The following is a 24619-nucleotide window of genomic DNA, read 5'->3' as shown; positions in this document are numbered from 1 at the left end:
TTTTATCCACATTCCCTTCGGAGCAACCCATGAAGCGGACCTTCCAGCCCAGCAAGCTCAAGCGCGCACGCACGCACGGTTTCCGTGCCCGTATGGCCACCGCCGACGGCCGCAAAGTCCTCAACGCCCGTCGCGCCAAGGGCCGCAAGCGCCTGATCCCGTAATCGGCACGAGCGTCATGTCCAGCGCCGGGCTGCCGCGCGAAGCGCGGTTACGTCGGCCGGGTGACTTCGCCGCCTTGCGGACAAGCAGCGGACGCGCAGGCGGCCGCTGTTTTCATATGCGCTATCGCGACAACGGGCTCGGCCATGCCCGGCTCGGCCTGGCGATCTCCAAGCGCGTCTCCAAGCGCGCGGTCGAGCGCAACCGGATCAAGCGCCTGCTGCGCGAGTCGTTCCGGCGCGTGCGCCACCGGCTGCCGGCGGTCGACATGATGGTGATGGCGCGCGAACAGGCCGCCGGCGTACCCGGGCCGCAGCTGCTGGCCGAACTCGACGGCTTGTGGAAAAAACTGCTGGCCGGCCATGCCGCGACGTCGGGGCCATTGAAGCCCGCGGGCGACACCACCACAATCGAGCGTTGACCTTTTTCCTTCCTGTCTCCGCGGCGTGGACACGTGTCGTGGCGTTACCCGGATCTGCTACGCGATGAATCAAACGCGCACCTTCCTCCTGTTCGCCCTGCTGGCCGTGGCCTACTTCCTGTTCCTCGCCTGGGAGAAGGATTACGCGCCGCCGCCGGCCACGGCAACCAGCGCCGTCGTCGCAGCCGCATCTTCGGCGGACGCCGGTGTACCGGGCGCGATCCCGGCCGCCTCCGCGCCAGGCTCGGCGGCCACGCCGCCGAGCGCCGGTGACGCGGCTGCCGCCACACCCGCCGCGGCGCAACTGATCACCGTCGAGACCGACGTACTCAAGCTCACCGTGGACACCCGCGGCGGCAGCCTGGTGCACGCCGACCTGCTGGCCTACCCGCAGGCGCCGCGCACGCACAAGGCGCCGAACCCGCCGCCGACCGTGCTGCTGACCAGCGATCCCGAGCGCTATTCGGTGGCGCAGAACGGCTTGGTCAGCAACAGCGACAGTGTGCCGGCCGACCAGCCGAACCACCTGGCGCTGTTCCATGCCGAGAAGAGCGCCTACGCGCTCGCCCCCGGCCAGGACGAGCTGAAGGTCGACCTCACCTGGCAGGACGCCGCCGGCCTCAAGGTCACCAAGACCTACACCTTCAAGCGGGGCAGCTACGTCATCGGCGTCAGCCAGCGCATCGACAACGGCAGCGCCGCGCCGTGGCAGGGCAACGCCTACCAGCAACTGCTGCGGGTCGAGCCGCCGAAGGCCGGCAACTGGCTGGCGAACTACACCAACCCCGAGACACGCAGCTTCCAGGGCGCCGCCTGGTACACCGGCGAGAAGTTCGAGAAGCTGCCGTTCAAGAATTTCGCCGAACCGAAAGACCAGCTCAACGCCTCGATCAAGGGCGGCTGGGCGGCGATGCTGAAGCTGTACTTCGTCACTGCGTGGATTCCGCCGGCCGACCAGACCGAGCAGTACGTCACCCAGACGATCAACCCGGACAGCGCGCACCCGCGCTACCTGATCCGCACCGTCGGCCCCGCGCTCAGCGTGGCGCCGGGACAGAGCCTGACCAGCCAGTCGCGCCTGTACGTGGGTCCGAACAAGCAGGGCACGATGGACGCGATCGCGCCGGGGCTGGACCTCACCATCGACTACGGCATGTTCAAGATCATCGCCGTGCCGATGCACTGGGTGCTGTCGCAGTTCCACGCCGTCACCAGGAACTGGGGTGTGGCGATCATCCTGCTGGTGCTGTTGATCAAGGGCCTGAGCTGGAAGCTCACCGCCATCCAGTACCGCTCCAGCGCCCGCATGCGCAAGCTGCAGCCGCGCGTGCAGGCGCTCAAGGAGCGCTACGGCGACGACAAGCAGAAGATGCAGACGGCGATGATGGAGCTGTACAAGAAGGAGAAGGTCAACCCGATGGGCGGCTGCCTGCCGGTGCTGATCACCTTGCCGGTGTTCTACGGTTTGTACTTCGTGCTAATGGACAGCCTGGAGCTGCGGCATGCCGCGTTCCTGTGGATCCCTGACCTCAGCGCACCCGATCCGTTCTACATCCTGCCGATCATCTACGCACTGGTGATGCTGGGCACGCAGTGGCTGAACCCGGTCGCCGCGGGCATGGACCCGACCCAGGCGAAGATGATGAAGGTGATGCCGCTGCTGTTCACCGTGATGTTCGCGTTCTTCCCTGCCGGCCTGTGCCTGTACTACGCCGTCAACGGCATCGTCGGTCTCGGCCAGCAGTGGTGGATCACCCACCACGTCGATCGCGAGGACGCGGCCAAGCCCCAGGCCGCCTGATGAGTGACGCTGGCGCTCATCCCTGATCGCCAGGATCGAGTGAGCGGCCATTCGTGGCCGCACTTCCAGTAACAGCGGCCGCGCCGGGCAACCGCCGCGGCCGTCTTCGTTTACGCTCTCCGACATGACCCAGCCTGCCGACACCATCGCCGCCATCGCCAGCGCACCGGGCGCCGCCGGCGTGGGCGTGCTGCGCGTGTCGGGGCCCGCCGCGTCGGCGATCGCGCAAGCCCTGCTCGGCCGGCCGCCGCAACCGCGCCACGCCCACTTCGCCGCGTTCCGCGACGGTGCCGGCGAGTTGATCGACCGTGGCCTGCTGCTGCATTTCCCCGCGCCGGCCTCGTATACCGGCGAGCACGTGCTGGAACTGCAGGGCCATGGCAGCGCCGTGCTGCTCGACGCGCTGCTGCGTCGCGTGTGCGAACTCGGCGCGCGGCTGGCACGCCCCGGCGAGTTCACCGAGCGCGCGTTCCTGAACGGCAAGCTCGACCTGGCCCAGGCCGAAGCCGTCGCCGACCTGATCGCCGCCCGCTCGCAGGCCGGCGCGCGCGCGGCGCTGCAGTCGATGGAAGGCGTGTTCTCGCGCAAGGTCGGGGCGCTGCTGCAATCGCTGATCGCGCTGCGCGTGCACATCGAGGCGGCGATCGACTTTCCGGAGGAGGAAATCGACTTCCTCGCCGACCCGGCGATCGCGGCACGACTCGAAAGACTGCGCGCCGAACTGGCTGAACTCCTGCGCGAGGCGCAACGCGGGCTGCGCCTGAACGATGGCCTCAAGGTGGCCATCGTGGGCCGCCCCAACGCCGGCAAGTCCAGCCTGCTCAACGCGCTGGCCGGCAGCGAGCGCGCCATCGTCACCCCGATCGCCGGCACCACCCGCGACGTGCTGCGCGAAAGCCTCAGCCTCGACGGCATCGCGCTGGAACTGGCCGACACCGCCGGCCTGCGCGACACCGACGACGAAGTCGAACGCGAAGGCGTGCGCCGCGCCCACGGCGAACTGCAGCGCGCCGACGTCGCCCTGCTGGTGACCACCGCTGCCGACTGCGCCGCCGACCTGGCCTTCTTTGACGCCCTGCCCGTCGGCGTCGAACGCATCGTGCTGATCAACAAGATCGACCTCGACCAGGCTCCCGCCCGCCACAGCCAGTGCGCAGGCATGCACTGGCTGTGGGCCTCGGCGAAAACCGGCGCCGGCCTCGACGCCCTGCGCGAGCACCTCAAGCGGCTGGCCGGCGCCGGCAGCGGCGAAGGCGCCTTCAGCGCGCGTCGTCGTCACGTGCTGGCGCTGCAGCAGGTCGGCGCGCTTCTCGATCGCACCGCCGCCATCCTCACCGGCAGCCGCGCCGGCGAACTCGCCGCCGAGGAACTGCGCCAGGCCCAGCACGCGCTCGGTGAAATCACCGGCAGCTACAGCAGCGACGACCTGCTCGGCGCGATCTTCAGTTCGTTCTGCATCGGCAAGTGATTCAGCCGGCCTGCCGCGCGAGAAAAGCATCCAGTTCCTGCAGCCCCGGCATGCCGCCCTGCGCGCCGAGCTTCGTCACCGACAGCGCGGCGGCGGCGCAGGCCTTGCGTACGGCGGTGGGCAGGCCTTCGTGCAGGAACACCGCCAGCGCGGCGTTGAAGGTGTCGCCGGCGCCGGTGCTGTCGACCACGTGGACCTTGAAGCCGGACTGGTGCAGCGGTTCGCCCTGCTCGCGGTACCAGGCGCCTTCGCCGCCGCGGGTGAGCACCACCGGACAGGGCGCGCGTTGCATCAACGTGCGGAAGTCTTCGTCGGGATCGGCGTCGAGCAGGATCGCCAGTTCGTGCTGGTTCGGAGTGACGTAGCGGGCGAGTTGCAGCCAGTCGGTGGGCAGCTTTTGCGCGGGCGCGGGGTTGAGGATCACCGGCACGCCGAGGCGGTGGCCCAGGCGCACGGTGGCTTCGACGGTGTCCAGCGGGATTTCCATCTGTACCAGCACGGCGTCGGCGCGCTCGATCAGCGCGTGTGCGTTGTCCACCTGCGCGGGGGTGACACGGGCGTTGGCACCCGGCACCACGATGATCTGGTTTTCCCCGTCGGCAACGGTGATCGAGGCGGTGCCGCTGGCGCTGTCGGCGAGGCGCGCGACGTGGTCCAGGTGGACGCCTTCGGTGGCGAGGCCGGCGCGCAATTGCTGGCCGAAGGCGTCATCACCGAGCGCACCGACCAGCGCCACCTCGGCACCCAGTCGCGCCGCGGCCACCGCCTGGTTGGCACCCTTGCCGCCGGGCATGGTGAGGAAGCGCTCGCCGAGGATGGTCTCGCCCGGCCCGACGAAGCGCGGCGCCTGGGTGACCAGATCCATGTTGATGCTGCCGACGACGACGATGCGGCACATGTGTGCTCCCGGGCGGGTGGGCTTTCAGGACGTATCCGAAAGCTTACTCGTTGGCGTGGCGAGCCGGGTGCGACGGGAACCCCGCGAGCGGGCTCCTGCAAGGGCGTTTTTCTGGGAATCAGGGCGAGGGAGCGCGGCCGAAGCCGGCGTCGCCGCCGGGCAGCAGGGCCGGCGCAGGGCCGGCCACGGCGAGCAGGGACTGCGCGTAGCTGTCCTCGATGCTGACGGTGGAGACCTCGTCCCAGGCGAAGAACGAGGGTTCGCGCATCCACTCCGCGTCGGGGCTCAGCTCCTGCATGTTGAAGCCGTCTTCCTCGACGTCGATCAGGCGGCCGATGTAGCAGACCTCGGACTCGTCCTCGCTGTCCACGTGCACGCCGATCACCGGCGCCTGCGCACCGGCGGCCTGGATGACCTCGCGGATATTGTCCAGCGGGAAGCCGCGCGGCATCCGCGGCAGGATCTGCTTCAGCGCCAGCGCCTTCTCGAAGAACACGTGGTGCTTGTCCGGTGCCTCCAGCTCGCTGACGTCGCGGTGGCGCATCACGTACATGCCGTCGTAGGTGACGCCGTCGCCGACCACCCAGAGCAGGAAGAACTCGCGTCCCACGCCGCCCACGTAGCCGCAGAAGCTGCCGTGTTCAAGCTCCTCTCGCCACAACCGCACCAGCGTCTGTTTCTGTTGCGCCTCGCGCAACTGGGCGCGCTGGCCGGTGTTTTTCAGTTCAATAATGTTGCTCACGGCGCCTATTTTAGCAGATGGGGGTAACCGGCTTGTTCAGAGGATGTAGCGGCTGAGATCCTCGTTCCGGGCCAGGCTTCCAAGGTTTTTGTCTACATGTTCGGCGTCGATAAGGTATTTTTCGCCGGACTTGTCCGCCGCCTCGAAGGAAATCTTTTCCAGCAGGCGCTCCATCACGGTGTGCAGCCGACGGGCGCCGATGTTCTCGGTGCGCTCGTTCACCTGGAACGCCACCTCGGCCAGCCGGTCGACGCCGGAGTCGGTGAACTCGATGCTGACGCCTTCGGTGCCGAGCAGGGCCACGTACTGCTTGGTCAACGCGTTCTGCGGCTCGCGCAGGATCCGCTTGAAGTCGTCCACGCTGAGTGCGGACAGTTCAACCCGGATCGGCAACCGCCCCTGCAGCTCGGGGATCAGGTCGGACGGCTTGGCCAGCGAGAACGCGCCGGAGGCGATGAACAGCATGTGGTCGGTCTTGATCGGGCCGTACTTGGTCGATACGGTGGAGCCCTCCACCAGCGGCAGCAGGTCGCGCTGCACGCCTTCGCGGCTGACCCCGGCGTGGCCGTGGTCGCCGCGCTGGGCGACCTTGTCGATCTCGTCGATGAAGACGATGCCGTTCTGCTCGGCAGCTTCCATCGCCTGGGCGCGGATTTCCTCGTCGTTGAGCAGCTTGCCGGCCTCCTCGTCGATCAGCAGCGGGCGCGCCAGCTTGATCGCCAGCTTGCGGTTCTGTGTCTTGGCCCCGCCCAGGTTCTGGAACATCTGGCGTAGCTGCGCGCCCATCTCCTCCATGCCCGGCGGCGACATGATCTCCACGCCCACGTTCATGGCGAAATCCAGCTCGATTTCGCGCTCGTCGAGCGCTCCTTCACGCAGTTGCTTGCGCAGCTTCTGGCGGGTGTCGCTGTCGATGGCGGGAGCGGCCGGTGCGTCGTGGCTCCAGTCGGTCGGCGGGGCCTGCCGGCGCGGCAGCAGTGCGTCCAGGATGCGGTCTTCGGCGCGATCCTCGGCCTGTGAACGCACGCGCTTGATCGCCTGCTCGCGGGTCAGCTTGTAGGCACCATCGGCCAGATCGCGGATGATCGATTCGACATCCTTGCCGACATAGCCCACCTCGGTGAACTTGGTCGCCTCGACCTTCACGAACGGCGCATTGGCCAGCGTGGCCAGCCGCCGCGCGATCTCGGTCTTGCCGACGCCGGTGGGCCCGATCATCAGGATGTTCTTCGGCGTGATCTCGTTGCGCATCTCGGCCGGCAGCTGCATGCGCCGCCAGCGGCTGCGCAGCGCCACCGCCACTGCACGCTTGGCGTCGTGCTGGCCGATGATGTAGCGGTCGAGTTCGTTGACGATTTCGCGGGGAGTGAGTTCGGACATGGGCTTCGCCGGGATTCGGGAGACGAGATTCGGTATGCGGAAGATCAGCGGGTGGCGCATGGGAGTGGGGGCGGGTTTTTGCGAATCCCGAATCCCCCATCCCGAATCACAGCTCTTCGATCGACACGTTGTGGTTGGTGTAGATGCAGATGTCGCCGGCGATCTTCAGCGCCTTCTCGACGATGGTGCGCGCATCCAGTTCGGTGTTTTCGAGCAGGGCCATCGCTGCGGACTGCGCGAACGGCCCGCCGGAGCCGATCGCGATCAGGCCGTGTTCGGGTTCCACCACGTCGCCGTTGCCGGAGATCAGCAGCGAGGCCTCCTTGTCCGCCACGGCGAGCATCGCCTCGAGCCGGCCGAAGCGGCGGTCGGTGCGCCATTCCTTGGCCATCTCCACGGCGGCGCGGGTGAGGTTGCTGTTGTGCTTCTCGAGCTTCTGCTCGAACAGCTCGAACAGCGTGAACGCATCGGCGGTGGCACCGGCGAAGCCGGCCACCACGTCGCCCGCCTTGCCCAGCCGGCGGACCTTGCGCGCATTGCCCTTCATCACCGTGTTGCCCAGCGTGACCTGGCCGTCGCTGCCGATCACGACGCGGCCTTCGCGGCGCACGCAGACGATGGTGGTGGCGTGAAACGATTCCATGGTGGTGTCTTGCTCCGGGGAGGAGCTGACTAGATAAGGATCGGCCCCGCCGATTGCAAGCGATGCGCCCGGCTTCAGCGCTGCAGGGCGTGCACGAATGGCGCCGCCGCCGCGGCGACCTGGACCGGGGTGAGGCCGGCCACGCACAGTGCCTCGTCGTGCTGGCCGCGCGGGCGATAACGCGTCAGGTTGTCCCGCGTGAACAAGCCCAGCGTGGGCACGCCGGCGGCGCAGGCCAGATGCATCACCCCGCAGTCGGCGCTGATGTAGCCGTCGCACTGCGCAAGCACCGCCGCCATCCGGCGCACGTTGCTGGAGTAGAAGGCGGGGAAGCGCGATTGCAGTTGCGACTGGCCGTGCGCCGGAAGCATCTCGATGAAGCGCAGCTCCGGGTGGGCTGTCGTCAGCGCGTCGACCAGGGCCAGCCACCACTCGCTGCAAAGACGCTTGCTGCCGGTGGCATTGGGGAACAGCGCGATCACCCGGTGGTTGCGGTCCGGCTCGTGGCCAAGCAGGTCGAGCAGCAGCGCGCGGCCGCTCGCCCGCTCCTCTGCGCCCAGATGGATTCGCAGCGGCGGCCAGCTTTCTTCCTGTTCCGGGAAGGACAATCCCATCGCGCAGCGCAGCGCGTATACGCCATCCAGCGAAAAGTGGTCGGGTGCGTGAGCCAGCGCGGTTTTCCAGGCCGAACCGCCCTCACGCAATTCGCGCTTGCTGCCCGGCAGGCCGAGCAGATGGCGGGCGCCACTCAGGAAGAGCAGCAGGCGACCGGAGCGCGAACCGCGGGTGCCGTCGATCGCCAGGTCGTAACGGGCGCGTCGCAGACGCAGCAGGGTGCGCAACAGCCGCAGCGGATGGTGGCCTGGCCGGCGGGTCAGTTGAAAGATGTGGCGAACCTGGCGAAATCCGGCGAACACCTCGTCGGCCGCTTCGCAGCCGGTGACCAGGTCGATCTCGGCACCGGGATAGCGCCGTTCCAGCTCGCTCAGCAGCGGAGTGAGCAGCAGCGTGTTGCCAAGCCGATGGTTGGGGCGCAGCAGCAGGATGCGGAAGACGTCGCGTCGCGGCAGCTCTCCCACCCCAAGCAGATGCCGGTGTGTCGGCCACGCGTCGCGACCGAACACCGTGGGTGCGATGGCGGCAAGTGGCGTTTCCGAGGGGGTCACTGGCTGGCGCCTGGCAAGAGGTATCGTGCCGCCATTGTGGCCGGGGGAATCTTTCTGCGGGCTTTTGCGGCGGTTCGCCCGATGGCGGTCATTTGCGCCGCGCGCGCGGGTGCGCGGCGTCGTAGACCCGCGCCAGGTGCTGGAAGTCCAGGTGGGTGTAGATCTGGGTAGTGGCGATGTCGGCATGGCCGAGCAGCTCCTGCACCGCGCGCAGGTCGCCGGAGGATTCCAGCATGTGGCTGGCGAAAGTATGCCGCAGCAGGTGCGGGTGGATGTGCTTCGGAATGCCTTGCTGCAACGCCAGCTTGCTCATGCGCAGTTGTATCGTGCGCGGGTTGATCGGCGCGCCGCCGCGACCGCGGAAGATCGGGCTGTCCGCCGGCATGCCTTCCCCCGCGCCCAGCGCGCGCAGCGCGGCGAGGGCGTGGCGGCCGACCGGCACGATGCGGGTCTTGCTGCCCTTGCCGAGCACGCGCACTTCGCCCTCGTCGAGGTTGAGGTCGAGCCAGCGCAGGCCGCACAGTTCGGACAGGCGCAGGCCGCTGGAGTAGAACAGCTCCAGCATCGCGCGGTCGCGCACCGCCAACCTGCCGCCGCTGTCGGTCTCCACCAGCGCGGCGGCCTCGTCGACGTCGAGCACCTGCGGCAGCTTGCGGCGCACCTTGGGGCCGCGCACGCCGAGCAGCGGATCACTGGCCAGCTGGCCTTCGCGATTGAGCTGGCGGAACAGGCTGCGGCAGGACGACAGCAGGCGCTGCAGGCTCTTCGGCGCCAGCCCGCTGCGATGCTCGCCGGCCACGAACGTGCGCATCCGGTTCGCGTCCAGCGCGTCGAACGCCTCCAGTCGCTGCTCGTGCATGAAGCGCAGCAGCTTGGCCAGGTCGCGGCGGTAGCCGGCGACCGTGTGCGGCGAGGCATGGCGCTCGCCGGCGAGGCGGGCGAGCCATTGCTCGACCTGTTCGGCGGGCGTCATCGCCGGCTCAGGAGATATCCCGCGAGCGGGCCAGCGCGGCAGTGATGGTGGCCGAGATCATCTTCAGGAACAGCGTGCCCATGCCGGGCTGGAAGCGGTCCGGGTTGGTGCTGCCGATCGCCAGGATGCCGCAGTCGCCCAGGCGCATCATCGCGACCGAGCGGATCTGCCCGGCGTCGACGCCGAACAGGCGTTCGAGCTTCTCGGCGGACAGGCGGCCGGAGACCGGCTCGCCCTTGTGCAGGAATTCGCCGAACTCCGGCAGCGCGGCGGCGCCGCCGGGGATCTGCTGCAGCCATTCCGCACGCGGCAGCCGCGGCTCGTCGCCGAACAGCAGCAGGCGCACCTGCTCGGTATGGAAATCCGCGCTGAGCTTGGCGATCACCGTGCGCGCGGTCACCTCCATCGTGTTCGCGCGCAGCAGCGCCACGGTGAGCGCGTGCACGCGCTCCATCAGCTTCTCGTTCTCGGCGGCGATCGCGACCAGCTCGGCCAGCTGGCGTTCGAGTTCCGCATTCTTGTCGCGCAGGCTCTGCAGCTGGTACACCGCCAGCGAGGACACCGCGCCGCCCCGCTCGCGCGGCGGCATGGTCAGCTTGGCGGCCAGCTCCGGGTATTCGCTGAGGAACTCCGGATGGCGCTTCAGGTAGGCGGCGACCACGCGGGCCTGGGTGGCGTCGTCGAGCAGGGTGGCAGTCATGCGCGGAAATCCTCGAACCGTTGCGCGGTACGCGAAGAAGGCGCGCCGTCCGGCCGGAGTGTGCGATGGACGCGGGCGCGCTTCAACCGCCGCGTCAGGGGCTGGTGGCCGGAACCGGCCATTCGCCCTCGAACGCGAACGCGGCCGGGCCGGTCATCCACAAGGTGTGGCCGGGGCCGGCCCAGTCGATGCGCAGCGTGCCGCCGGGCAACTCGACCGCCACCGTGGCATCGACCTCGCCGCGCCGGCGCAGCACCGCCATCGCGGCGCAGGCGCCGGTGCCGCAGGCCAGGGTCCAGCCGGCGCCGCGTTCGTGCACGCGCAGGCGCAGATGGCGGCGGTCCAGCCGCTGCACGAAGCCGGCGTTGGCGCCCTGGGCGAAGCGTGGGTGGCTGGTCAGCAGCGGGCCCAGCCGCGCCAGCACGGGGTCGGCGAGGTCGTCCACCGTGACCACCGCATGCGGGTTGCCCATCGACACCGCGCCGATGTCCAGTGTCTCGCCGGCCGCGTCGATCGCGTAGCGATCGGCTGCGGCGTCGGCCGCGAACGGGATCCGCCTGGGCTCGAACACCGGCTCGCCCATGTCCACGGCGACTTCGTGCGCGCCGAGCAGGCGCACCGTCACCGGACCGGACGGACTCTCGATCGCCACGTCCTTGCCGATCGCCAGCGCGCCGGCGCGGTGCAGCCACGCCGCCACGCAGCGCACGCCGTTGCCGCACTGGCCGGACGGCGAGCCGTCGGCGTTCCAGATGCCGTAGTAGAACGCGCCGTCCGGGCTGCGCGCCGGCTCCACGCTGAGCAGCTGGTCGAAGCCCACGCCGGTATGGCGGTCGGCCAGCGCGCGGATCTGCGCCGCATCCAGCGGAAACGCGCGTTGCCGACAATCCAGCACGACGAAGTCGTTGCCGATGCCGTGCATCTTCGAGAAACGCAGCTGCATGGGCGGCTGCGGCTCAGTGCTGGCCGGGCGCCGGTTCGTCGACGCTGGCCGGCAGCGCGGGCGCGGCCGGCTGTACCGTGGTCGACGCGGCGGCGGGCTGGCTCGGCAGCACCAGCGGTCCCTTGTTGCCGCAGCCGGCAAGCGTGGCGAGGGCGAGGCAGAGCGGCAGCAGCAAGAAGGATCGGCGCATGGTCGGGATTCCTGGGGACGGGTGCAGTATAGCGAGCCGCGCCGGCTCGGCCGCGGCATCGCCGCTATGATGCGCGCACGAATCGCACGACGCGGGGACGAGGTGACGACGATGGACTGGAGTGCGCTGCTGCGCATGCCGATGACCGTGCTGCTGGTGCTGGCGGCGGTGTTTGCATTGATCACCCTGGTGCAGCTGGTGGCCCTGCGCCAGCGCCTGCACGGCGGCCGGCATCTGGCCGCCAGCTGGCGTGCGCTGCTGTGCGTGGGCGCCTTCGCACTGACCCTGCTGCTGGCCGGTGCCGGCTGTGCGCTGCGCGGCTACCGGCTGCTTGGCGAGGAGGCGCCGGTGGTCGAGATCGACGCGCACATCCTGTCGCCGCAGCGCTGGGTGCTGACCCTCAGCTGGCCCGACGGCAGCACGCGCCGGCTGCAGCTGGCCGGCGACGCCTGGCGTGTCGAGGCGATCGTGCTGAAGTGGAAGCTGCCCGCGCTGCTGGCCGGCGTGCCGCCGCTGTACCGGCTCGACCGGCTGTCCGGCCGCTACGACGATCCCGCGCAGGAGGCCCAGGCGCCGCGCACGGTGATCGGCTTCGACGAAGCCGGCGCGTTCGACCTGCTCAACCTGAAAAAGCAGTACCCGCGCTGGGTGCCGGAAATCGATACCGTCTACGGCAGCGGTGCGTTCCTGCCGCTGGTCGATGGCGGGCATTACGCGGTGAGCCTGATGCGCACCGGCGCGCTGGTGGCGCGGCCGGATGCCGCGACCGCGGAGAAAATCAGCCACCCGCTGGGGGGCTGAGGTAAGCCGACAGCGCCAGGCCCTGGCGCAGTTGCGCCCATTCGAGCTTCAGCCAGGGCGTGAAGCGCTCCGGGCAGCGGGCGATCTCGCGATCGAGTGCGGCCGGCGCGACGAAGCGCCAGGCCTCGACTTCCGTGGCATTGGCGCGCACCGGCTGCGTGCAGGTGCCGGCGTAGACCCAGCACAGTTCGTGTTCGGCGCCGAGGTCGCGGTAATCGGCCTGGTATTCGAACTTGAACAGGTAACGCAGCGGGCAGCGCATGCCCAGCTCCTGCTGCAGGCGTCGTTCGGTGGCCTGCTCCATGCTTTCGCCCTGGCGCGGGTGGCTGCAGCAGCTGTTGGCCCAGTAACCGGGCCACAGCCGCTTGCTGCGGCTGCGCTGCTGCAGCAGCAACTCGCCGTGCCCGTTGAAGATGAACAGCGAGAAGGCGCGATGGCGCTGGCCGCGGCCATCGTGGGCGGCCGCCTTGCTGGCGTAGCCGACCGCGCGATCGTCGGCGTCGACCAGGATCAGCCGCTCGGCTTCGGAGGAGACCGTGGGGTGGCGTGGCGTCGCGTCAGCCAAAGGACACCTCCAGCGCCTGGTAGCCGGCGTCGCGCATCGCCCGGACCACGCGCGCGCCGCCGTCGGGGCACAGCGCGATCACCGCGCCGCCACCGCCGCCGCCGGTCAACTTGGCGCCCAGCGCGCCGTGCTCGCGTGCCAGCTGGACCAGTTCCTCGATCTCGCGGCTGGACACCTGCAGCGCGTTCAACTGACCCTGGCAGATGTTCATCAGTTCGCCGAGTTCGCCCAGGTCGTGGGCTTGCAGCGCGTCGAGCGCGTGCCGGGTCAGCACGTCGATTTCGTCGAAGATGCGTTCGTATCGCGCCGGATGCTGCCGCCACGCCTGACGCACGCGCGCCACCATCCTGGCGGTCAGGCTCTCGCTGCCGCTCAGGCCGATCACCAGCGGCAGCGGCTGTTTCAGCGCAAGCGGGCGGATCGTCGCCGGCTCGCCGCGCCGGTACAGCAGCGCCTCGCCGTGGGTGGCGACCGTGTTGTCGATGCCCGAGGGCGTGCCGTGGGCGATCGTCTCGCACTCGAAGGCGAGCGCGCAGACGCTGGCGTCGTCGAGGCCCAGCGCGCAGTGCCGGTCGAGTGCGCGGATCACCGCCACCGCCAGCGCCGCCGAGCCGCCCAGGCCCATCGCCCGGGGCATCTCCGGCGCCACCTGGATGCGCAGCGCGCGCCGGTCCAGGCCGAGACGCTCCAGCAGCAGCGTCAGGGACTGCAGGAAGGAACCCGGGTGCGCCGGCTGCTGCGGCAGGCGTTGCTCGATGCCCCAGCGCGGGATCAGCAGCGTGGTGCCGTCGCGGGCGTCCTCCACGCGCGCGCGGATCGCCAGCGGCAACGGCGCGGCGATTGCGTGGCGGCCGTATACCACGGCGTGTTCGCCGAGCAGGATCACCTTGCCGTGGCCGGCCGCCCATTCCTGCGTGCCGGCCGCCCGCGGGTGGCCGCTGGCAGCTTGCCCCGGCGCCGCCTGCCCGCCCAGCTCGGCCACGATCAGTTGCGCCTTCCACAGCTTGATCTCGCCGTCGGCCAGCAGGCGTTCCACCACCTGCTCGAACATCGGCGGCGTGGCGCCGGCCGCCATCGCCACGCTGCGCGCGTGCAGGGTCATGTGGCCTTGCTGGATGCCGTCGGTGACCAGCGCCCGCAAGGCGGAGAAGTTCTGCGCCAGGCCGACGGCGGCCATCACCTCGGCGAGCTCGCGCGCGCCGGGCGAACCCAGCAAACGATGGTTGATCGCCACCATCGGGTTGGCCTGCAGCGAACCGCCCACGGTGCCGACCTTGAGCGGCAGCTCGATGCTGCCGACCAGATCGCCCTGCGCGTTGCGCGACCAGCGGGTCAGCGCGCGATAACCCTGACCGCGCGCGGCGTAGGCGTGCACCGCCGCCTCCAGCGCGCGCCAGTCGTTGCCGGTGGCCAGCGCCACTGCATCCACGCCGTTCATGACGCCCTTGTTGTGGGTCGCGGCGCGATACGGGTCGACCAGGGCCAGGTCGTTGGCCAGGATGATGCCGTCGCGCACCTGCCCGCCGTCGTGGCCCTTGCCGGCCAGCGCATGCGCCGGGATCACCGCGCTGGCGCGCACCAGCGCCCGGTCGGTCAGGTTGGACAGGATGCGCAGGCAGGCCTTGCCGCCGGTGATCGCCTCGGCCAACGGGGCCACGCCCTCGCACATCGTGTTAACCAGGTTGGCGCCCATCGCGTCGCAGGTGTCGACCAGCAGGTGCAGCACCAGCATGTCGGGGCCGCCGTCCGGCGCGGCGTGGATCAGCACCTCGACGTCCGCCACGCCGCCGCCGCGTGCGACCATGTTCGGGTGCAGGCTGTTGGCCAGGTTGATGATCTCGTCGCGCCGCTGCAGCAAGGCCGTGCGCGCCTTGCCCGAGTGGGCCAGGCCGGTCAGCTGGACCTGGCCGATCAGCAGGGGCCGGTCGCTCGCGGTGGTGAAGCCGCCGCAGCCTCGCACCAGTTTGGCGGCGGCGCTCAGCGCGGCCACGATCGACGGCTCCTCGACCACCAGCGGCACCACGTAGTCCTTGCCGTTGATCAGGAAATTCAGGCCCAGCCCGACCGGCAGCCCCATCACGCCGATGACGTTCTCGATCATCTTGTCGGCCTGCGCCGGCTCCAGCCGCTGCGCACCGCTGGTCAGCGCGCGGTGGTCGGCCTGCGTCAGCAGCCCGCGGCTGCGCAGCAGCTGCAGCCGCTCGGTCACCGCCAGCCGATGGAAGCCGGGCAGGCGGGCGGGATGCTCGGGCGCACTCGCCGCGCGATCGCACGGCGTGTCGTCGGCCGGGGTTGCGGCAGGCGAGTCGGCCTGGCCGGTTGCGGGTAACGAGTCCACGTGGGTTTTCCTGGATAGGTCGGACGAATCAGTGCGCCTGCACGCTGGCGGCGGCGGCCGGGTGCAGGTCGAGCACGGGAAAGCCGGCGGCGCTGGCGGCCCGCCGGAAGGCTTGCAGGCGCGCAGCGTCGGTGGCCAGCGCGATGCCGATGTCGCCGCCGCCGGCGCCGCAGGTCTTGTAGGCAACCCCCAGGCGCGCCGCCAGCGCGGCCAGCGCGCGGTGCTCGGGGCTGAAAATGTCCAGGCCGCTGGCCGCGCCCAGTCGCTCCAGCGCCTGGGCGCAAGCGGCGACCGCCTCGAGCAGCGCGGCCGCACTGGTTGCGCCGGCGGCGGCCGTGGCGCAGTCGCCGAGCTCGCGCATCGCCGCGGCGTGGCGCGCCGGCGCCTGCGCGCGCCAGGCGGCCAGCCGCTGCAGGAAGAGTCCGGTCGAGGCCGGCCGGCCAGTCCACACGCAGCACCACGCCAGCCCTTGCGGCCATGTCGCCGGCGCGATCCGCGGCTGCCCGTCGTGCAGCCGGTAGAGCAGCAGGCCGCCGGTCAGGCTGGCGGCGACGTCCAATCCGCTGCCGTAGCCATCCTGCGCCCGGCGGTGTGCCGCGAGCAGCGTGTCGAGGGACGGCACGCCGCGCCGGCCCAGCGTGCCGATCGCGCTGGCCAGCGCCACCGTCAGCGCCGCGCTGGAACCCAGGCCGAGCTTGCGCCGGCCATCGCTGCCGGCATGGAACGCGCGGGTGTCCAGGCTGGCGCGAAACGGCGGCGGCCGGTCCTCCGCGCCGAGCGTTTCCAGGATGGCGCCGACCAGCCGCAGCGGTGCGCTCGCCGCCGCATCCAGCGCCGGCCAGGCGATCCGCCCGGCCGCATCCAGCCGGCCGTGCGCGGCATCGATGCCGAGCCCGGGCGCCGTGATCTCGTAATCGCTGCCGTCGGTGTCTTCCAGCGTCACGCGTGCCTGCCGGTCGATCGCCAGGACCAGCGCGGGGGCGCCCTCCAGCACCGCGTACTCGCCGGCGATCACCAGCTTGCCCGGCGCCGTAGCCAGTACGCGCATCAGGGCGCCTCGCTGTCGTCGAGCCGCCGCGCACCTTCGCCCAGGCGGCTGCTCAGCACCTGGGCGACGCCGGGCAACTCGGCCAGCGCGGCGGCGACCCGGGGCGCCGCGTCCGGCGTGCAGACGGCCTTCACCTGGGCGCCGGCATCGACCGTGAAGAAGACCTGCTCGCCCGCGTCCTCGCGCAAGGCGCGAATGCGCTGCATGCAGTCGACGGTGGCGCCGTTCCAGTACAGCAGCGGCGGCCGGCTGGACTGCATCACTGCATGCATCTTCAGACAGTTGTGTTCGCTCAGCTCGGCCAACGCGGCAAAGTCGCGCGCCTGCACCGCGCGCTGCGCGGCCGCCAGGTCCGCCGCCGCGCTGTCCACCCACGCCGGGTAGAACGGCGACGTGCGGCGGCTGCGCTCCATGCCGGCGCCCGAGCCGACGTGCTTGCGGCGGTCCGAGGTCACCGCGACGACCACCGCCAGCGGCCATGCGGCGGCGCCGAGCAGGGGTTGCGCGACCGCGTCCGCGCCGTCGTCGCGCTGGCCCGCGGCCATGCTGACGAAGCCGCCGAACAGCGAGCGCGCCGCCGAACCCGAACCCTGCCGGGCCAGCATGGACAGGGTCCGGCGATCCAGCGTGAGGCCGAGCGCGGCGTCGGCCGCCACCACCAGCGCCGCGAAGCCGGATGCCGAGGAAGCCAGTCCCGCCGCGGTGGGGAAATTGTTGCGCGTGTCGATTCGCGCGCGCTGCGTGGTGCCGGCGCGCCGCCGCAGCAGATCCAGGCAGGCGCTGGCCCGGGCCAGCGTTGCCGGGTCCTCCTTCCCGTTCAGGCGCAGCTCGTCATGCCGCAGCGACGCATCGAACTCGATCCGGGTGCGCGTCCACAGCGCGTCCAGGGTGATCGACAGGGAGCCGGTGACCGGCAGGTTCAACCTCGTGTCGCGCTTGCCCCAGTATTTGACCAGGGCGATGTTCGGTTGTGCTTGCGCGGTGGCGGCCATCGGGGTTCCGTTGCGGAAGCGGCCGCACCGCCGGCACCGGACGGGTGCGTGCATCCGGAGCGGTCGGCAGCTGCCGCTTGCCGGCAGCGCGTGGCGCGCGGGAAACCGCGGCACGGTCGCCGCGGCCCCGGCCAACCACGCCGCCGACATCCCCGCCATTGTGCCGGCGCCGGGCCTCGCGCGACCTGATGTACATCAGGCCGCGCAAGGCCGATCTGGCGCACCGTCGCGCGGGTCAGTCGAGCGTCTGCTCGTAGCGCCAGGCATCGGCGCCGTCTTCGTAGTAGCGCGCGTAGCGGGCGATGCGGCGGAAGCCGTGGCGTTCGTACAGCCGGATCGCGGCGGCGTTGTCGGTGCGCACTTCCAGTTTCAGTGCGCGCGAGCCGCGGCGCCGCGCGGCGTCGGCCACCGCGGCCAGCAGCGCGGCACCGACGCCCTGGCCGCGTGCCTCCGGCGCGGTGGCCAGCGAGTACAGGCGGGCCACCGCGCTGCGCTTGCGGAAGAACAGCACGGCGCTGCCGAGGAAAAGGTGATGGTTGGCGCTGGCCACCAGTACCAGGGCGGAGTCGCTGTCCAGGTGGCGGCGGTATTGCGCACGGCTCAGCCGGTCGCTGCTGAAGCTGCGTTGTTCCAGCGCGACCAGCTCGTCCAGGTCGGATGCGGCGGCGCGGCGCACGCGCGGGCCGCTGGTTGCCGACGGCAGGTCGGCCGGTCCCGCGGCGATGCGGCGGCCGTGGGCGGGGGATGGCGGGGGCAGGGCGGTCGGCACGCGCGGACTCTAGCAGGCAGCCGCGCCGATGCGGGCGATTCCGCCTTGCCGCGCCGCGCCGGTGCCGTTCACTCGCCCTTCAGCGCGTGCCCTTGTGCCGTGCCGGCGCTGTGCCAAACTGCGCGTTTTGCACGCCCTGCCCCACGCTGCGCCGGGGCGGCCCGCCATCGCCGTATCGCCCGAGTGGTGCCATGACCCGTCTGGTCATCGTTGTCGAAAAAGCTTCCGACTGGAGTTCGTACTACCCGTCCGTCGACGTGATGAGCGCGATGGACTATCTGCGCAAGCCGGTCGGCGGCGACGACGAACGCACCCACGTGATCAACCTGTGCCGCAGCTACAAGTACCTGGGCACCGGCTACTACGTGTCGCTGCTGGCCGAGGCGCGCGGGCACAAGGTGATGCCGTCGGTGCGCACGGTGAACGACCTGCGCCGGCGCTCGCTGTACGGCCTGGACATCGACGACCTCAACCAGAAGCTCACCCACTTCCTGCCGGCCGGCGGCCGCGACACCACCGATTTCGGCACCCTGGTCTATTTTGGCGAGACGGCCTACCCGGCGCTGCAGGACCTGGCCCGGCAGGTGTTCGAAATGTTCCCCTGCCCGCTGCTGCGCATCGAGTTCGAGCGCGACCGCGTGTGGCAGGTCAGCTCGATCAAGCCGGTCGGCCTGCACACCCTGGTCGACACCCAGGAGGACGCGTTCGCCGAGGAGCTCGACCGCTTCTCGCGCAAGCTGTGGCGCAAGCCGCGCGCGCGGCGCCAGTTCCGCTACGACCTGGCGATGCTGGTCGACCCGAAGGAGCAGATGCCACCGTCGAACAAGAAGGCGCTGAAGTCCTTCGTCGCCGCCGGCAGGGAGCTCGGCATCGAGGTCGACCCGATCGGCAAGAACGACTACCAGCGCCTGGCCGAATACGACGGCCTGTTTATCCGCGAGACCACCGCGTCCGACAACCACACCTACCGCTTCGCCCACCGCGCCGAGAAGGAAGGCATGGTGGTGATCGACGACCCCAGCTCGATCCTGCGCTGCACCAACAAGATCTACCTCAACGACCTGATGGTCTCGCGCAAGCTGGCTGTCCCCCGTACGGAAATCCTCTACCGCGACGACAGCAAGGGCATGAAGGAAGTGGTGGCCCGGCTCGGCTTCCCGCTGGTGCTGAAGATCCCGGACGGCTCGTTCTCGCGCGGCGTGGTCAAGGTCGAGGACGAGGACGCGCTGGCACACGCGGCCAGCGGCCTGTTCCAGCACAGTGCGCTGCTGCTGGCGCAGGAATACGTCTACACCGAGTTCGACTGGCGCATCGGCGTACTCAATCGCGAGCCGATCTACGCCTGCAAATACTACATGTCGCGCGGCCACTGGCAGATCTACAACCACGGTGCCAAGGGCACGGCAAAATCCGGCGGCTTCGAGACCATCGCGCTGAAGGAGGCGCCGGCGGCGGTGGTCAAGCTGGCGCTGAAGGCGACCCAGCCGATCGGCGACGGTCTCTACGGTGTCGACCTGAAGCAGGTCGGCAGCAAGCCGGTGGTGATCGAGGTGAACGACAACCCGTCGATCGACGCCGGCGTCGAGGACGCCTACCTCGGCGAGGAGCTGTATCTGCGCGTGATGCGGGAGTTCCTGCGCCGGATGGAGCGCAAGCGCCAGGGTGACGGCGTCCGCTGACGGAGCGGTTTCCCGGCCGCCTCAGTGCCAGGCTGCGCCGCGGACCGTGCGCCGGCGTGGCCGGCACAGCGCCAGCAGCTGCCGCGGCCAGGAGGGTTCCAGCGCCAGCAGCACGACCAGCGGTGCCCCCAGCAGCCAGAACGCCGGCGTCCAGCCGAGCAGCATGGTGTGCGCCGGCACCAGCGTGCTCAGCAGCAACGTGCCGCCACCGAGCAGCCACAGTGCGGCGGCGCCGAGCAGGCGCTGGTGGTGCGGCGAAGGCAGGACTTGCGGGCGCATGGGAGTTTTCCACCGGAAGGTGGCCGCAAGGTGCCGCGCCCCCATCTCACCGGCTGCGACGTGCAGAAAATCCGCCTTGTAGAATGGTGGCCGGACCTTCCTCGGGGATCTTCATGCCAGTCGCCCAGTTCGCCGTGTTCGGCCATCCGATCGCGCACAGCCTGTCGCCGACCATCCACCAGGCCTTCGCGCGACAGTTCGAGATCGAGCTGACGTACCGTGCGATCGACGTGGAACCGGCCGGGTTTGCCGCGGCGGTGCGACGCTTCTTCGCCGACGGCGGCCGCGGCGCCAACGTCACCCTGCCGCACAAGGCCGCCGCCTTCGCGCTGGCGGACGAACGCAGCGTGGCGGCCACCCGCGCCGGCAGCGCGAACGTGCTGACCGCGCTGGTCGCCGGCCGGCTGGCCGCGCACAACACCGATGGCGACGGCCTGGTGCGCGACCTCACCGAGCGCCACGGGCTGGATCTGCGCGGCCACACCGCGCTGCTGCTGGGCGCCGGCGGTGCCGCGCACGGCGTGGCGTGGAACCTGCTGGACGCCGGCGTGGCGACGTTGACCATCGTCAGCCGCACCGCCACGTCGGCCGACGCGCTGGCCGACGCGATCGGCGAGCCGGCGCGTGCGCACACCCGCTACTGGTCCGACCTGGCCGGCATCGGCAGCTACGACCTGATCGTCAACGCCACCTCGGCCGGCGTGCTGGGCGTGTCGCTGCAGTTGCCGCCCTCGCTGGTCGGCGCGCGCGCGCTGTGCTACGACCTTTCCTATGGCACCGCCGCCAGCAGCTTCCTGAGCTGGGCGACGACGGCCGGCGCACGTTACGCGTTCGACGGCCTCGGCATGCTGGTGGAAACCGCGGCCGATGCGTTCGCGCTGTGGCATGGCCGGCGCCCGGATACCGAGCCGGTGTACCAGGCGCTGCGCCGGCAGTCCGCGTGAACGCGCTGGCTTGTCGTGCCGGCTGCGGCGCCTGCTGCATCGCCCCCTCGATCAGTTCGCCGATCCCCGGCATGCCCGATGGCAAGCCGGCCGGCGTGCGCTGCGTGCAGCTCACCGACGACCACCGCTGCGCGATCTTCGGTCGCCCCGAGCGGCCCGCGGTTTGCCGCCGCCTGGGTGCAGAGCCGGCGATGTGCGGCGCGGATCGCGCCCATGCGCTGGCCTGGCTGGCGCAGCTGGAAGCGGCTACGGCCGCGCGCTGAGGCGGTGCCGCCACGCGGCTGAAACATGGCCCGGCGATGATGGCGGCATCCGCCGGGAGCGTGTCGATGACGCGGGCTCCAGCGTGCGGGACCGGTTTGCGCAGCAGGTGTCATGCCCCGTTTTCTTCCCGTCGTATCGCACCGATACGCGATCACGCTTGTCTGTCTGCTCCTGCTGGCCGGCGTCGGCGGCGTCTTCTGGTACACCCGGGCGACGACGAACGCCACGTTGAATGTGGCCGCACCCGCCGCGGCGGGTGCGGCAGGGGCGCCAGGCGACGACGCGCAAAGCGGCAGCGCGATCCTGCTCGGCCTGGCCCGCGACGCGATGCACGACGGGCGGCTGGTCGCGCCGGCCGGCAGCAATGCCTTCGAGTTCTACCTCAGCGTGCTGCAGCTGGAGCCGGACAACAAGACCGCCAACGAGGCCCTGCGCGAATCGTTCCCGCGAGCCTCGGAGGAGATCGAGCGCACCATCAACCAGAAGGGGCTGGACGAAGCGCGCCGCGAGATCGACCTGCTGCGCGAGTTCGACCGCGACAACTTCACCCTCGCCCTGCTCGGCGGCAAACTTTCCGCCGCGCGCAACATCGAGGCGCGGCAGCACGAGGCGGAAGCCGAGCGTATCCGCCAGGCGAACGCCGCGCGCGGCGCGGCGCTGTGACACCGCCTCAGGCGGACGCCAGGTAGGCGTCCTTCAGGCGCACGTAGTGATCGGCGGAATAGTGCAGCTGCTCGATCTGGCGGTCGCTGAGCAGGCGCACGAACTTTGCCGGGTTGCCCAGCCACAGCTCGCGCTCGCCGACCATCTTGCCCGGCGGCACCAGCGCGCCGGCGCCGACGAAGCCGTGCTTCATCACCACCGCGCCATCCAGCACGCTGGCGTGCATGCCGATCAGGCAGTAGTCGCCGATCGTGCAGGCATGCACCACCGCGGCATGGCCGACGGTGACGCCCTCGCCGATCAGGCACGGGTAGCCCGGGCCGTATGGGCCGGCGTGGGCGACGTGCACGATCGCGCCGTCCTGGATGCTGGTCTTCGCACCGACACGGATATGGTTGACGTCGCCGCGCAGCACCGCGCCGGGCCAGATCGAGACGTCGTCGCCGAGCGCCACGTCGCCGATCACGCTGGCGGCGGGGTCGAGGTAGACGCGCTGGCCGAGGCGGGGCGCGATGCCCTTGAAGCTGCGCAGGGGATTCATCCGGGCATTCTAGCGGCGCCGTCACGCCGCCGCGCTTGATTTCGGCCGGCGGGGTCGCCACGCTGGCGGCTTCGCAAAGGAGCGTCCATGAGTCACCCCAACCCGCTGCTGGCCGACGACACGCTGCCGGCGTTCGCGCAGATCCTTCCCGAACACGTCGAGCCGGCGATCGACGCCCTCCTGGCCGACTATCGCGCCGGCATCGACGCGCTGGTCGCGCCCGGCGCGCCGCGCGATTTCGGCCACGTGATGCTGACCCAGGAGCGGCTGGAGCAGCGCTTGGCGCGGGCCTGGGCGCCGGTGTCGCACCTGCATGCGGTGGCCGACAGCGAAGCCTTGCGCAAGGTCTACGGGCCGGCCGAGGAGAAGCTCACCGAGCACGCGATCGAGCTGGGCCAGAACCGCGAGCTGTACGCCGCGGTGCAGGCGCTGGCCGCGGCGGCGGATTTCGCCGCGCTGCCGCGGCCCGAGCGCGCGCTGGTCGAACATGCGCTGCGCGATTTCCGCTTGTCCGGCGTGGCGCTGGAGGAGCCGGCGCGTTCGCGCTTCCGCGCGATCGGGGTCGAGCTGAGCCGCCTTTCCACCGAATTCTCCAATGCCGTGCTGGATGCCAGCGAGGCGTGGCACGAACACGTCACCGACGAGCGCGACCTTGCCGGCGTGCCCGAGTCCGGCCGCGCGGTGCTGCGCCAATACGCGGAGGACCAGCAGCTGGACGGCTATCTGGTCACCCTGAAGCAGCCCAGCGTGCAGGCCGTGCTGACCTATGCCGACAACCGCGGCCTGCGCGAGCGGGTGTACTGGGCCTACCAGACGCGCGCCTCCGACCAGGGGCCGGACGCGGGCAAGTTCGACAACGGCGCGCGCATCGAGCGGATCATGGCGCTGCGGCACGAGGCGGCGCAGCTGCTCGGCTTCGCCAATGCGGCGGAGGAGTCGCTGGCGACCAAGATGGCCGCCTCGCCGACCGAGGTGCTGGAATTCCTGCACGACCTGGCCGTACGCGCGAAGCCGGTGGCGCAGCGCGAGCTGGCGCGGCTGCGCGAGTTCGCCAGCACCGAGCTGAAACTCGACAACCTCGAATCGTGGGACGTCGGCTACGCCGCGGAGAAGCTGCGCCAGCGCGACTACGCGCTGGACGAGGAACAGCTGAAGCCGTACTTCCCGCTGCCGGCGGTGATCGACGGCCTGTTCGGCCTCGCCGAAAAACTCTACGGCATCACCCTCGCCGTGCGCGAGGGCGTCGACGTGTGGCATCCCGGGGTGCGCTACTACGACGTGCGCGACGCCGCCGGCCGCGTGTTCGCCGGTGTCTACGTGGATCTCTACGCACGCAACGGCAAGCGCGGCGGCGCATGGATGGACGTCTGCCGTGCCCGCTTCGACGATGGTGAGCACATGCAGCTGCCGGTGGCGTTCCTCACCTGCAACTTCGCGCCGCCCACCGAGGGCAAGCCGGCCCTGCTCACCCATGACGACGTGCTGACCCTGTTCCACGAATTCGGCCACGGCCTGCACCACCTGCTCACCGAGATTGCGCTGCCCTCGATCGGCGGCATCGACGGCGTGGAATGGGATGCGGTGGAGCTGCCCAGCCAATTCATGGAGAACTTCGGCTGGAACCGCGAGGCGCTGGACCTGTTCGCCCGGCACTGGCAGACCGGCGAACGGCTGCCCGACGAACTGTTCGAACGCATGCTGGCGGCGCGGCACTTCCACGCCGGCCTGTTCCTGGTGCGCCAGCTGGAATTCGCGCTGTTCGATTTCCTGCTGCACCTGGAGTACGACCCGGCGCAGGGTGCGCGCGCGCTGGCCGTGCTGGAAGACGTGCGCAAGCAGGTCGCGGTGCTGCACCCGCCAGCGTGGCAGCGCTTCCCGCACGGCTTCAGCCACATCTTCGCCGGCGGCTACGCGGCCGGTTACTACAGCTACCTGTGGGCCGAACTGCTCAGTGCCGACGCGTTCGGTGCGTTCGAGCAGCGCGCGGCAGAAGGTGGCAGCGTGATCGACCGCGCCACCGGCGAGCGCTTCCGCCGCGAGTTTCTTGCCGTCGGCGCCAGCCGCCCGGCGCTGGAAAGTTTCGTCGCCTTCCGCGGCCGCAAGCCGGAACCGGAGGCGTTGCTGCGCAGCCACGGGCTGGCCTGAACACCATCGCCGGCCCGTCCACGGGAGCCCGTCAGCGGGCTCCTGTGAAGCAAAAAAAACCCGCCGAAGCGGGCTTTTTTTCAGGGGTTTGGAGTCCGTGGGAC

At 70.4% G+C, this 24619-nt stretch carries 26 protein-coding genes; 10 read left to right on the top strand and 16 right to left on the bottom strand.

The window, feature by feature from the left end:
• Nucleotides 1-29: 29 nt before the first annotated feature.
• The 4 genes from rpmH to mnmE all read left to right on the top strand — a co-directional run bounded on the left by rpmH (nt 30) and on the right by mnmE (nt 3852).
• Complete coding sequence (gene rpmH / locus R2APBS1_RS19235) at nt 30-164, top strand: 50S ribosomal protein L34 (RefSeq protein ID WP_007510029.1); 135 nt, start codon at nt 30-32, stop codon at nt 162-164.
• Nucleotides 165-178: 14 nt separating this feature from the next.
• Complete coding sequence (gene rnpA / locus R2APBS1_RS19230; RefSeq protein ID WP_015449214.1) at nt 179-583, top strand: ribonuclease P protein component; 405 nt, start codon at nt 179-181, stop codon at nt 581-583.
• Nucleotides 584-647: 64 nt separating this feature from the next.
• Nucleotides 648-2384 carry a membrane protein insertase YidC gene (gene yidC / locus R2APBS1_RS19225; RefSeq protein ID WP_015449213.1) on the top strand — a complete coding sequence of 579 codons (1737 nt, stop codon included), beginning with the start codon at nt 648-650 and terminating at the stop codon, nt 2382-2384.
• A gap of 124 nt (nt 2385-2508) precedes the next feature.
• On the top strand, nt 2509-3852 hold the full coding sequence (gene mnmE / locus R2APBS1_RS19220) for a tRNA uridine-5-carboxymethylaminomethyl(34) synthesis GTPase MnmE (RefSeq protein ID WP_015449212.1): 1344 nt from the start codon (nt 2509-2511) through the stop codon (nt 3850-3852).
• A 1-nt stretch (nt 3853) separates the two neighbouring features.
• Here the strand turns inward: mnmE and rbsK are convergent, their stop codons facing one another.
• The 9 genes from rbsK to lptM form a co-directional block, all read right to left on the bottom strand.
• Nucleotides 3854-4750 carry a ribokinase gene (gene rbsK, locus R2APBS1_RS19215; protein ID WP_015449211.1) on the bottom strand — a complete coding sequence of 299 codons (897 nt, stop codon included), beginning with the start codon at nt 4748-4750 and terminating at the stop codon, nt 3854-3856.
• A 118-nt stretch (nt 4751-4868) separates the two neighbouring features.
• Nucleotides 4869-5492, bottom strand: coding sequence for a hypothetical protein (locus tag R2APBS1_RS19210; RefSeq protein ID WP_007510020.1), 624 nt, complete (start codon nt 5490-5492; stop codon nt 4869-4871).
• A 36-nt stretch (nt 5493-5528) separates the two neighbouring features.
• Nucleotides 5529-6872 (bottom strand): ATP-dependent protease ATPase subunit HslU, encoded by a 1344-nt coding sequence (gene hslU, locus R2APBS1_RS19205; RefSeq protein ID WP_007510018.1) that lies wholly within the window; start codon nt 6870-6872, stop codon nt 5529-5531.
• A gap of 106 nt (nt 6873-6978) precedes the next feature.
• Nucleotides 6979-7515 (bottom strand): ATP-dependent protease subunit HslV, encoded by a 537-nt coding sequence (hslV, locus tag R2APBS1_RS19200; protein ID WP_015449209.1) that lies wholly within the window; start codon nt 7513-7515, stop codon nt 6979-6981.
• A gap of 74 nt (nt 7516-7589) precedes the next feature.
• A complete protein-coding gene (locus R2APBS1_RS19195; RefSeq protein WP_015449208.1) occupies nt 7590-8681 on the bottom strand; it encodes a glycosyltransferase family 9 protein in 1092 nt (363 codons plus the stop codon).
• Nucleotides 8682-8769: 88 nt separating this feature from the next.
• Nucleotides 8770-9654 carry a tyrosine recombinase XerC gene (gene xerC / locus R2APBS1_RS19190; protein WP_015449207.1) on the bottom strand — a complete coding sequence of 295 codons (885 nt, stop codon included), beginning with the start codon at nt 9652-9654 and terminating at the stop codon, nt 8770-8772.
• Between the two features lie 7 nt (nt 9655-9661).
• On the bottom strand, nt 9662-10354 hold the full coding sequence (locus tag R2APBS1_RS19185; RefSeq protein WP_015449206.1) for a DUF484 family protein: 693 nt from the start codon (nt 10352-10354) through the stop codon (nt 9662-9664).
• Nucleotides 10355-10448: 94 nt separating this feature from the next.
• Complete coding sequence (dapF, locus tag R2APBS1_RS19180) at nt 10449-11297, bottom strand: diaminopimelate epimerase (RefSeq protein ID WP_015449205.1); 849 nt, start codon at nt 11295-11297, stop codon at nt 10449-10451.
• 13 nt (nt 11298-11310) lie between these two features.
• Nucleotides 11311-11487 (bottom strand): LPS translocon maturation chaperone LptM, encoded by a 177-nt coding sequence (gene lptM, locus R2APBS1_RS19175; RefSeq protein WP_015449204.1) that lies wholly within the window; start codon nt 11485-11487, stop codon nt 11311-11313.
• Nucleotides 11488-11598: 111 nt separating this feature from the next.
• Here lptM and R2APBS1_RS19170 point away from each other — a divergent pair, with 111 nt between their 5' ends.
• Nucleotides 11599-12288, top strand: a complete 690-nt coding sequence (locus tag R2APBS1_RS19170) for a hypothetical protein (RefSeq protein WP_015449203.1) — start codon at nt 11599-11601, stop codon at nt 12286-12288.
• Here the strand turns inward: R2APBS1_RS19170 and idi are convergent.
• The 5 genes from idi to R2APBS1_RS19145 form a co-directional block, all read right to left on the bottom strand.
• Nucleotides 12266-12853 carry an isopentenyl-diphosphate Delta-isomerase gene (gene idi, locus R2APBS1_RS19165; RefSeq protein ID WP_007510003.1) on the bottom strand — a complete coding sequence of 196 codons (588 nt, stop codon included), beginning with the start codon at nt 12851-12853 and terminating at the stop codon, nt 12266-12268. The two genes, R2APBS1_RS19170 and idi, sit on opposite strands and share 23 nt — an antisense overlap.
• Complete coding sequence (locus R2APBS1_RS19160) at nt 12846-15191, bottom strand: hydroxymethylglutaryl-CoA reductase, degradative (RefSeq protein ID WP_015449202.1); 2346 nt, start codon at nt 15189-15191, stop codon at nt 12846-12848. The genes idi and R2APBS1_RS19160 overlap by 8 nt, the downstream gene beginning before the upstream one ends.
• Nucleotides 15192-15219: 28 nt before the next feature.
• A complete protein-coding gene (locus R2APBS1_RS19155) occupies nt 15220-16239 on the bottom strand; it encodes a mevalonate kinase family protein (RefSeq protein ID WP_015449201.1) in 1020 nt (339 codons plus the stop codon).
• Nucleotides 16239-17231 (bottom strand): diphosphomevalonate decarboxylase, encoded by a 993-nt coding sequence (gene mvaD / locus R2APBS1_RS19150; RefSeq protein WP_015449200.1) that lies wholly within the window; start codon nt 17229-17231, stop codon nt 16239-16241. The genes R2APBS1_RS19155 and mvaD overlap by 1 nt, the downstream gene beginning before the upstream one ends.
• A 235-nt stretch (nt 17232-17466) precedes the next feature.
• Nucleotides 17467-18000: a GNAT family N-acetyltransferase gene (locus R2APBS1_RS19145; RefSeq protein ID WP_015449199.1), complete on the bottom strand. Its 534-nt coding sequence runs from the start codon at nt 17998-18000 to the stop codon at nt 17467-17469.
• A gap of 191 nt (nt 18001-18191) precedes the next feature.
• On the opposite strand from R2APBS1_RS19145, the gene R2APBS1_RS19140 reads away from it, so the two are divergent.
• On the top strand, nt 18192-19679 hold the full coding sequence (locus R2APBS1_RS19140) for a RimK family alpha-L-glutamate ligase (RefSeq protein WP_007515131.1): 1488 nt from the start codon (nt 18192-18194) through the stop codon (nt 19677-19679).
• A gap of 21 nt (nt 19680-19700) precedes the next feature.
• Here R2APBS1_RS19140 and R2APBS1_RS19135 read toward each other — a convergent pair whose 3' ends face one another.
• A complete protein-coding gene (locus R2APBS1_RS19135) occupies nt 19701-19958 on the bottom strand; it encodes a hypothetical protein (RefSeq protein WP_007515133.1) in 258 nt (85 codons plus the stop codon).
• Between the two features lie 113 nt (nt 19959-20071).
• Here R2APBS1_RS19135 and aroE point away from each other — a divergent pair, with 113 nt between their 5' ends.
• The 3 genes from aroE to R2APBS1_RS19120 all read left to right on the top strand — a co-directional run bounded on the left by aroE (nt 20072) and on the right by R2APBS1_RS19120 (nt 21829).
• Nucleotides 20072-20902, top strand: coding sequence for a shikimate dehydrogenase (gene aroE, locus R2APBS1_RS19130; RefSeq protein WP_015449198.1), 831 nt, complete (start codon nt 20072-20074; stop codon nt 20900-20902).
• Nucleotides 20899-21165 (top strand): YkgJ family cysteine cluster protein, encoded by a 267-nt coding sequence (locus tag R2APBS1_RS19125; protein ID WP_015449197.1) that lies wholly within the window; start codon nt 20899-20901, stop codon nt 21163-21165. Before aroE ends, R2APBS1_RS19125 begins: the two co-directional genes overlap by 4 nt.
• A 112-nt stretch (nt 21166-21277) precedes the next feature.
• Nucleotides 21278-21829 (top strand): hypothetical protein, encoded by a 552-nt coding sequence (locus R2APBS1_RS19120; protein ID WP_015449196.1) that lies wholly within the window; start codon nt 21278-21280, stop codon nt 21827-21829.
• 7 nt (nt 21830-21836) lie between these two features.
• Here R2APBS1_RS19120 and R2APBS1_RS19115 read toward each other — a convergent pair whose 3' ends face one another.
• A complete protein-coding gene (locus R2APBS1_RS19115) occupies nt 21837-22370 on the bottom strand; it encodes a gamma carbonic anhydrase family protein (RefSeq protein WP_015449195.1) in 534 nt (177 codons plus the stop codon).
• 87 nt (nt 22371-22457) lie between these two features.
• Here R2APBS1_RS19115 and R2APBS1_RS19110 point away from each other — a divergent pair, with 87 nt between their 5' ends.
• Nucleotides 22458-24515, top strand: coding sequence for a M3 family metallopeptidase (locus R2APBS1_RS19110; RefSeq protein WP_015449194.1), 2058 nt, complete (start codon nt 22458-22460; stop codon nt 24513-24515).
• Nucleotides 24516-24619 lie beyond the last annotated feature (104 nt).

It is taken from the genome of Rhodanobacter denitrificans (assembly GCF_000230695.2).
Classification (GTDB): Bacteria; Pseudomonadota; Gammaproteobacteria; order Xanthomonadales; family Rhodanobacteraceae; genus Rhodanobacter; species Rhodanobacter denitrificans.
The sequence above is the reverse complement of the archived record's forward strand: the minus strand, read 5'-3'. Positions and strand labels throughout refer to the sequence as shown.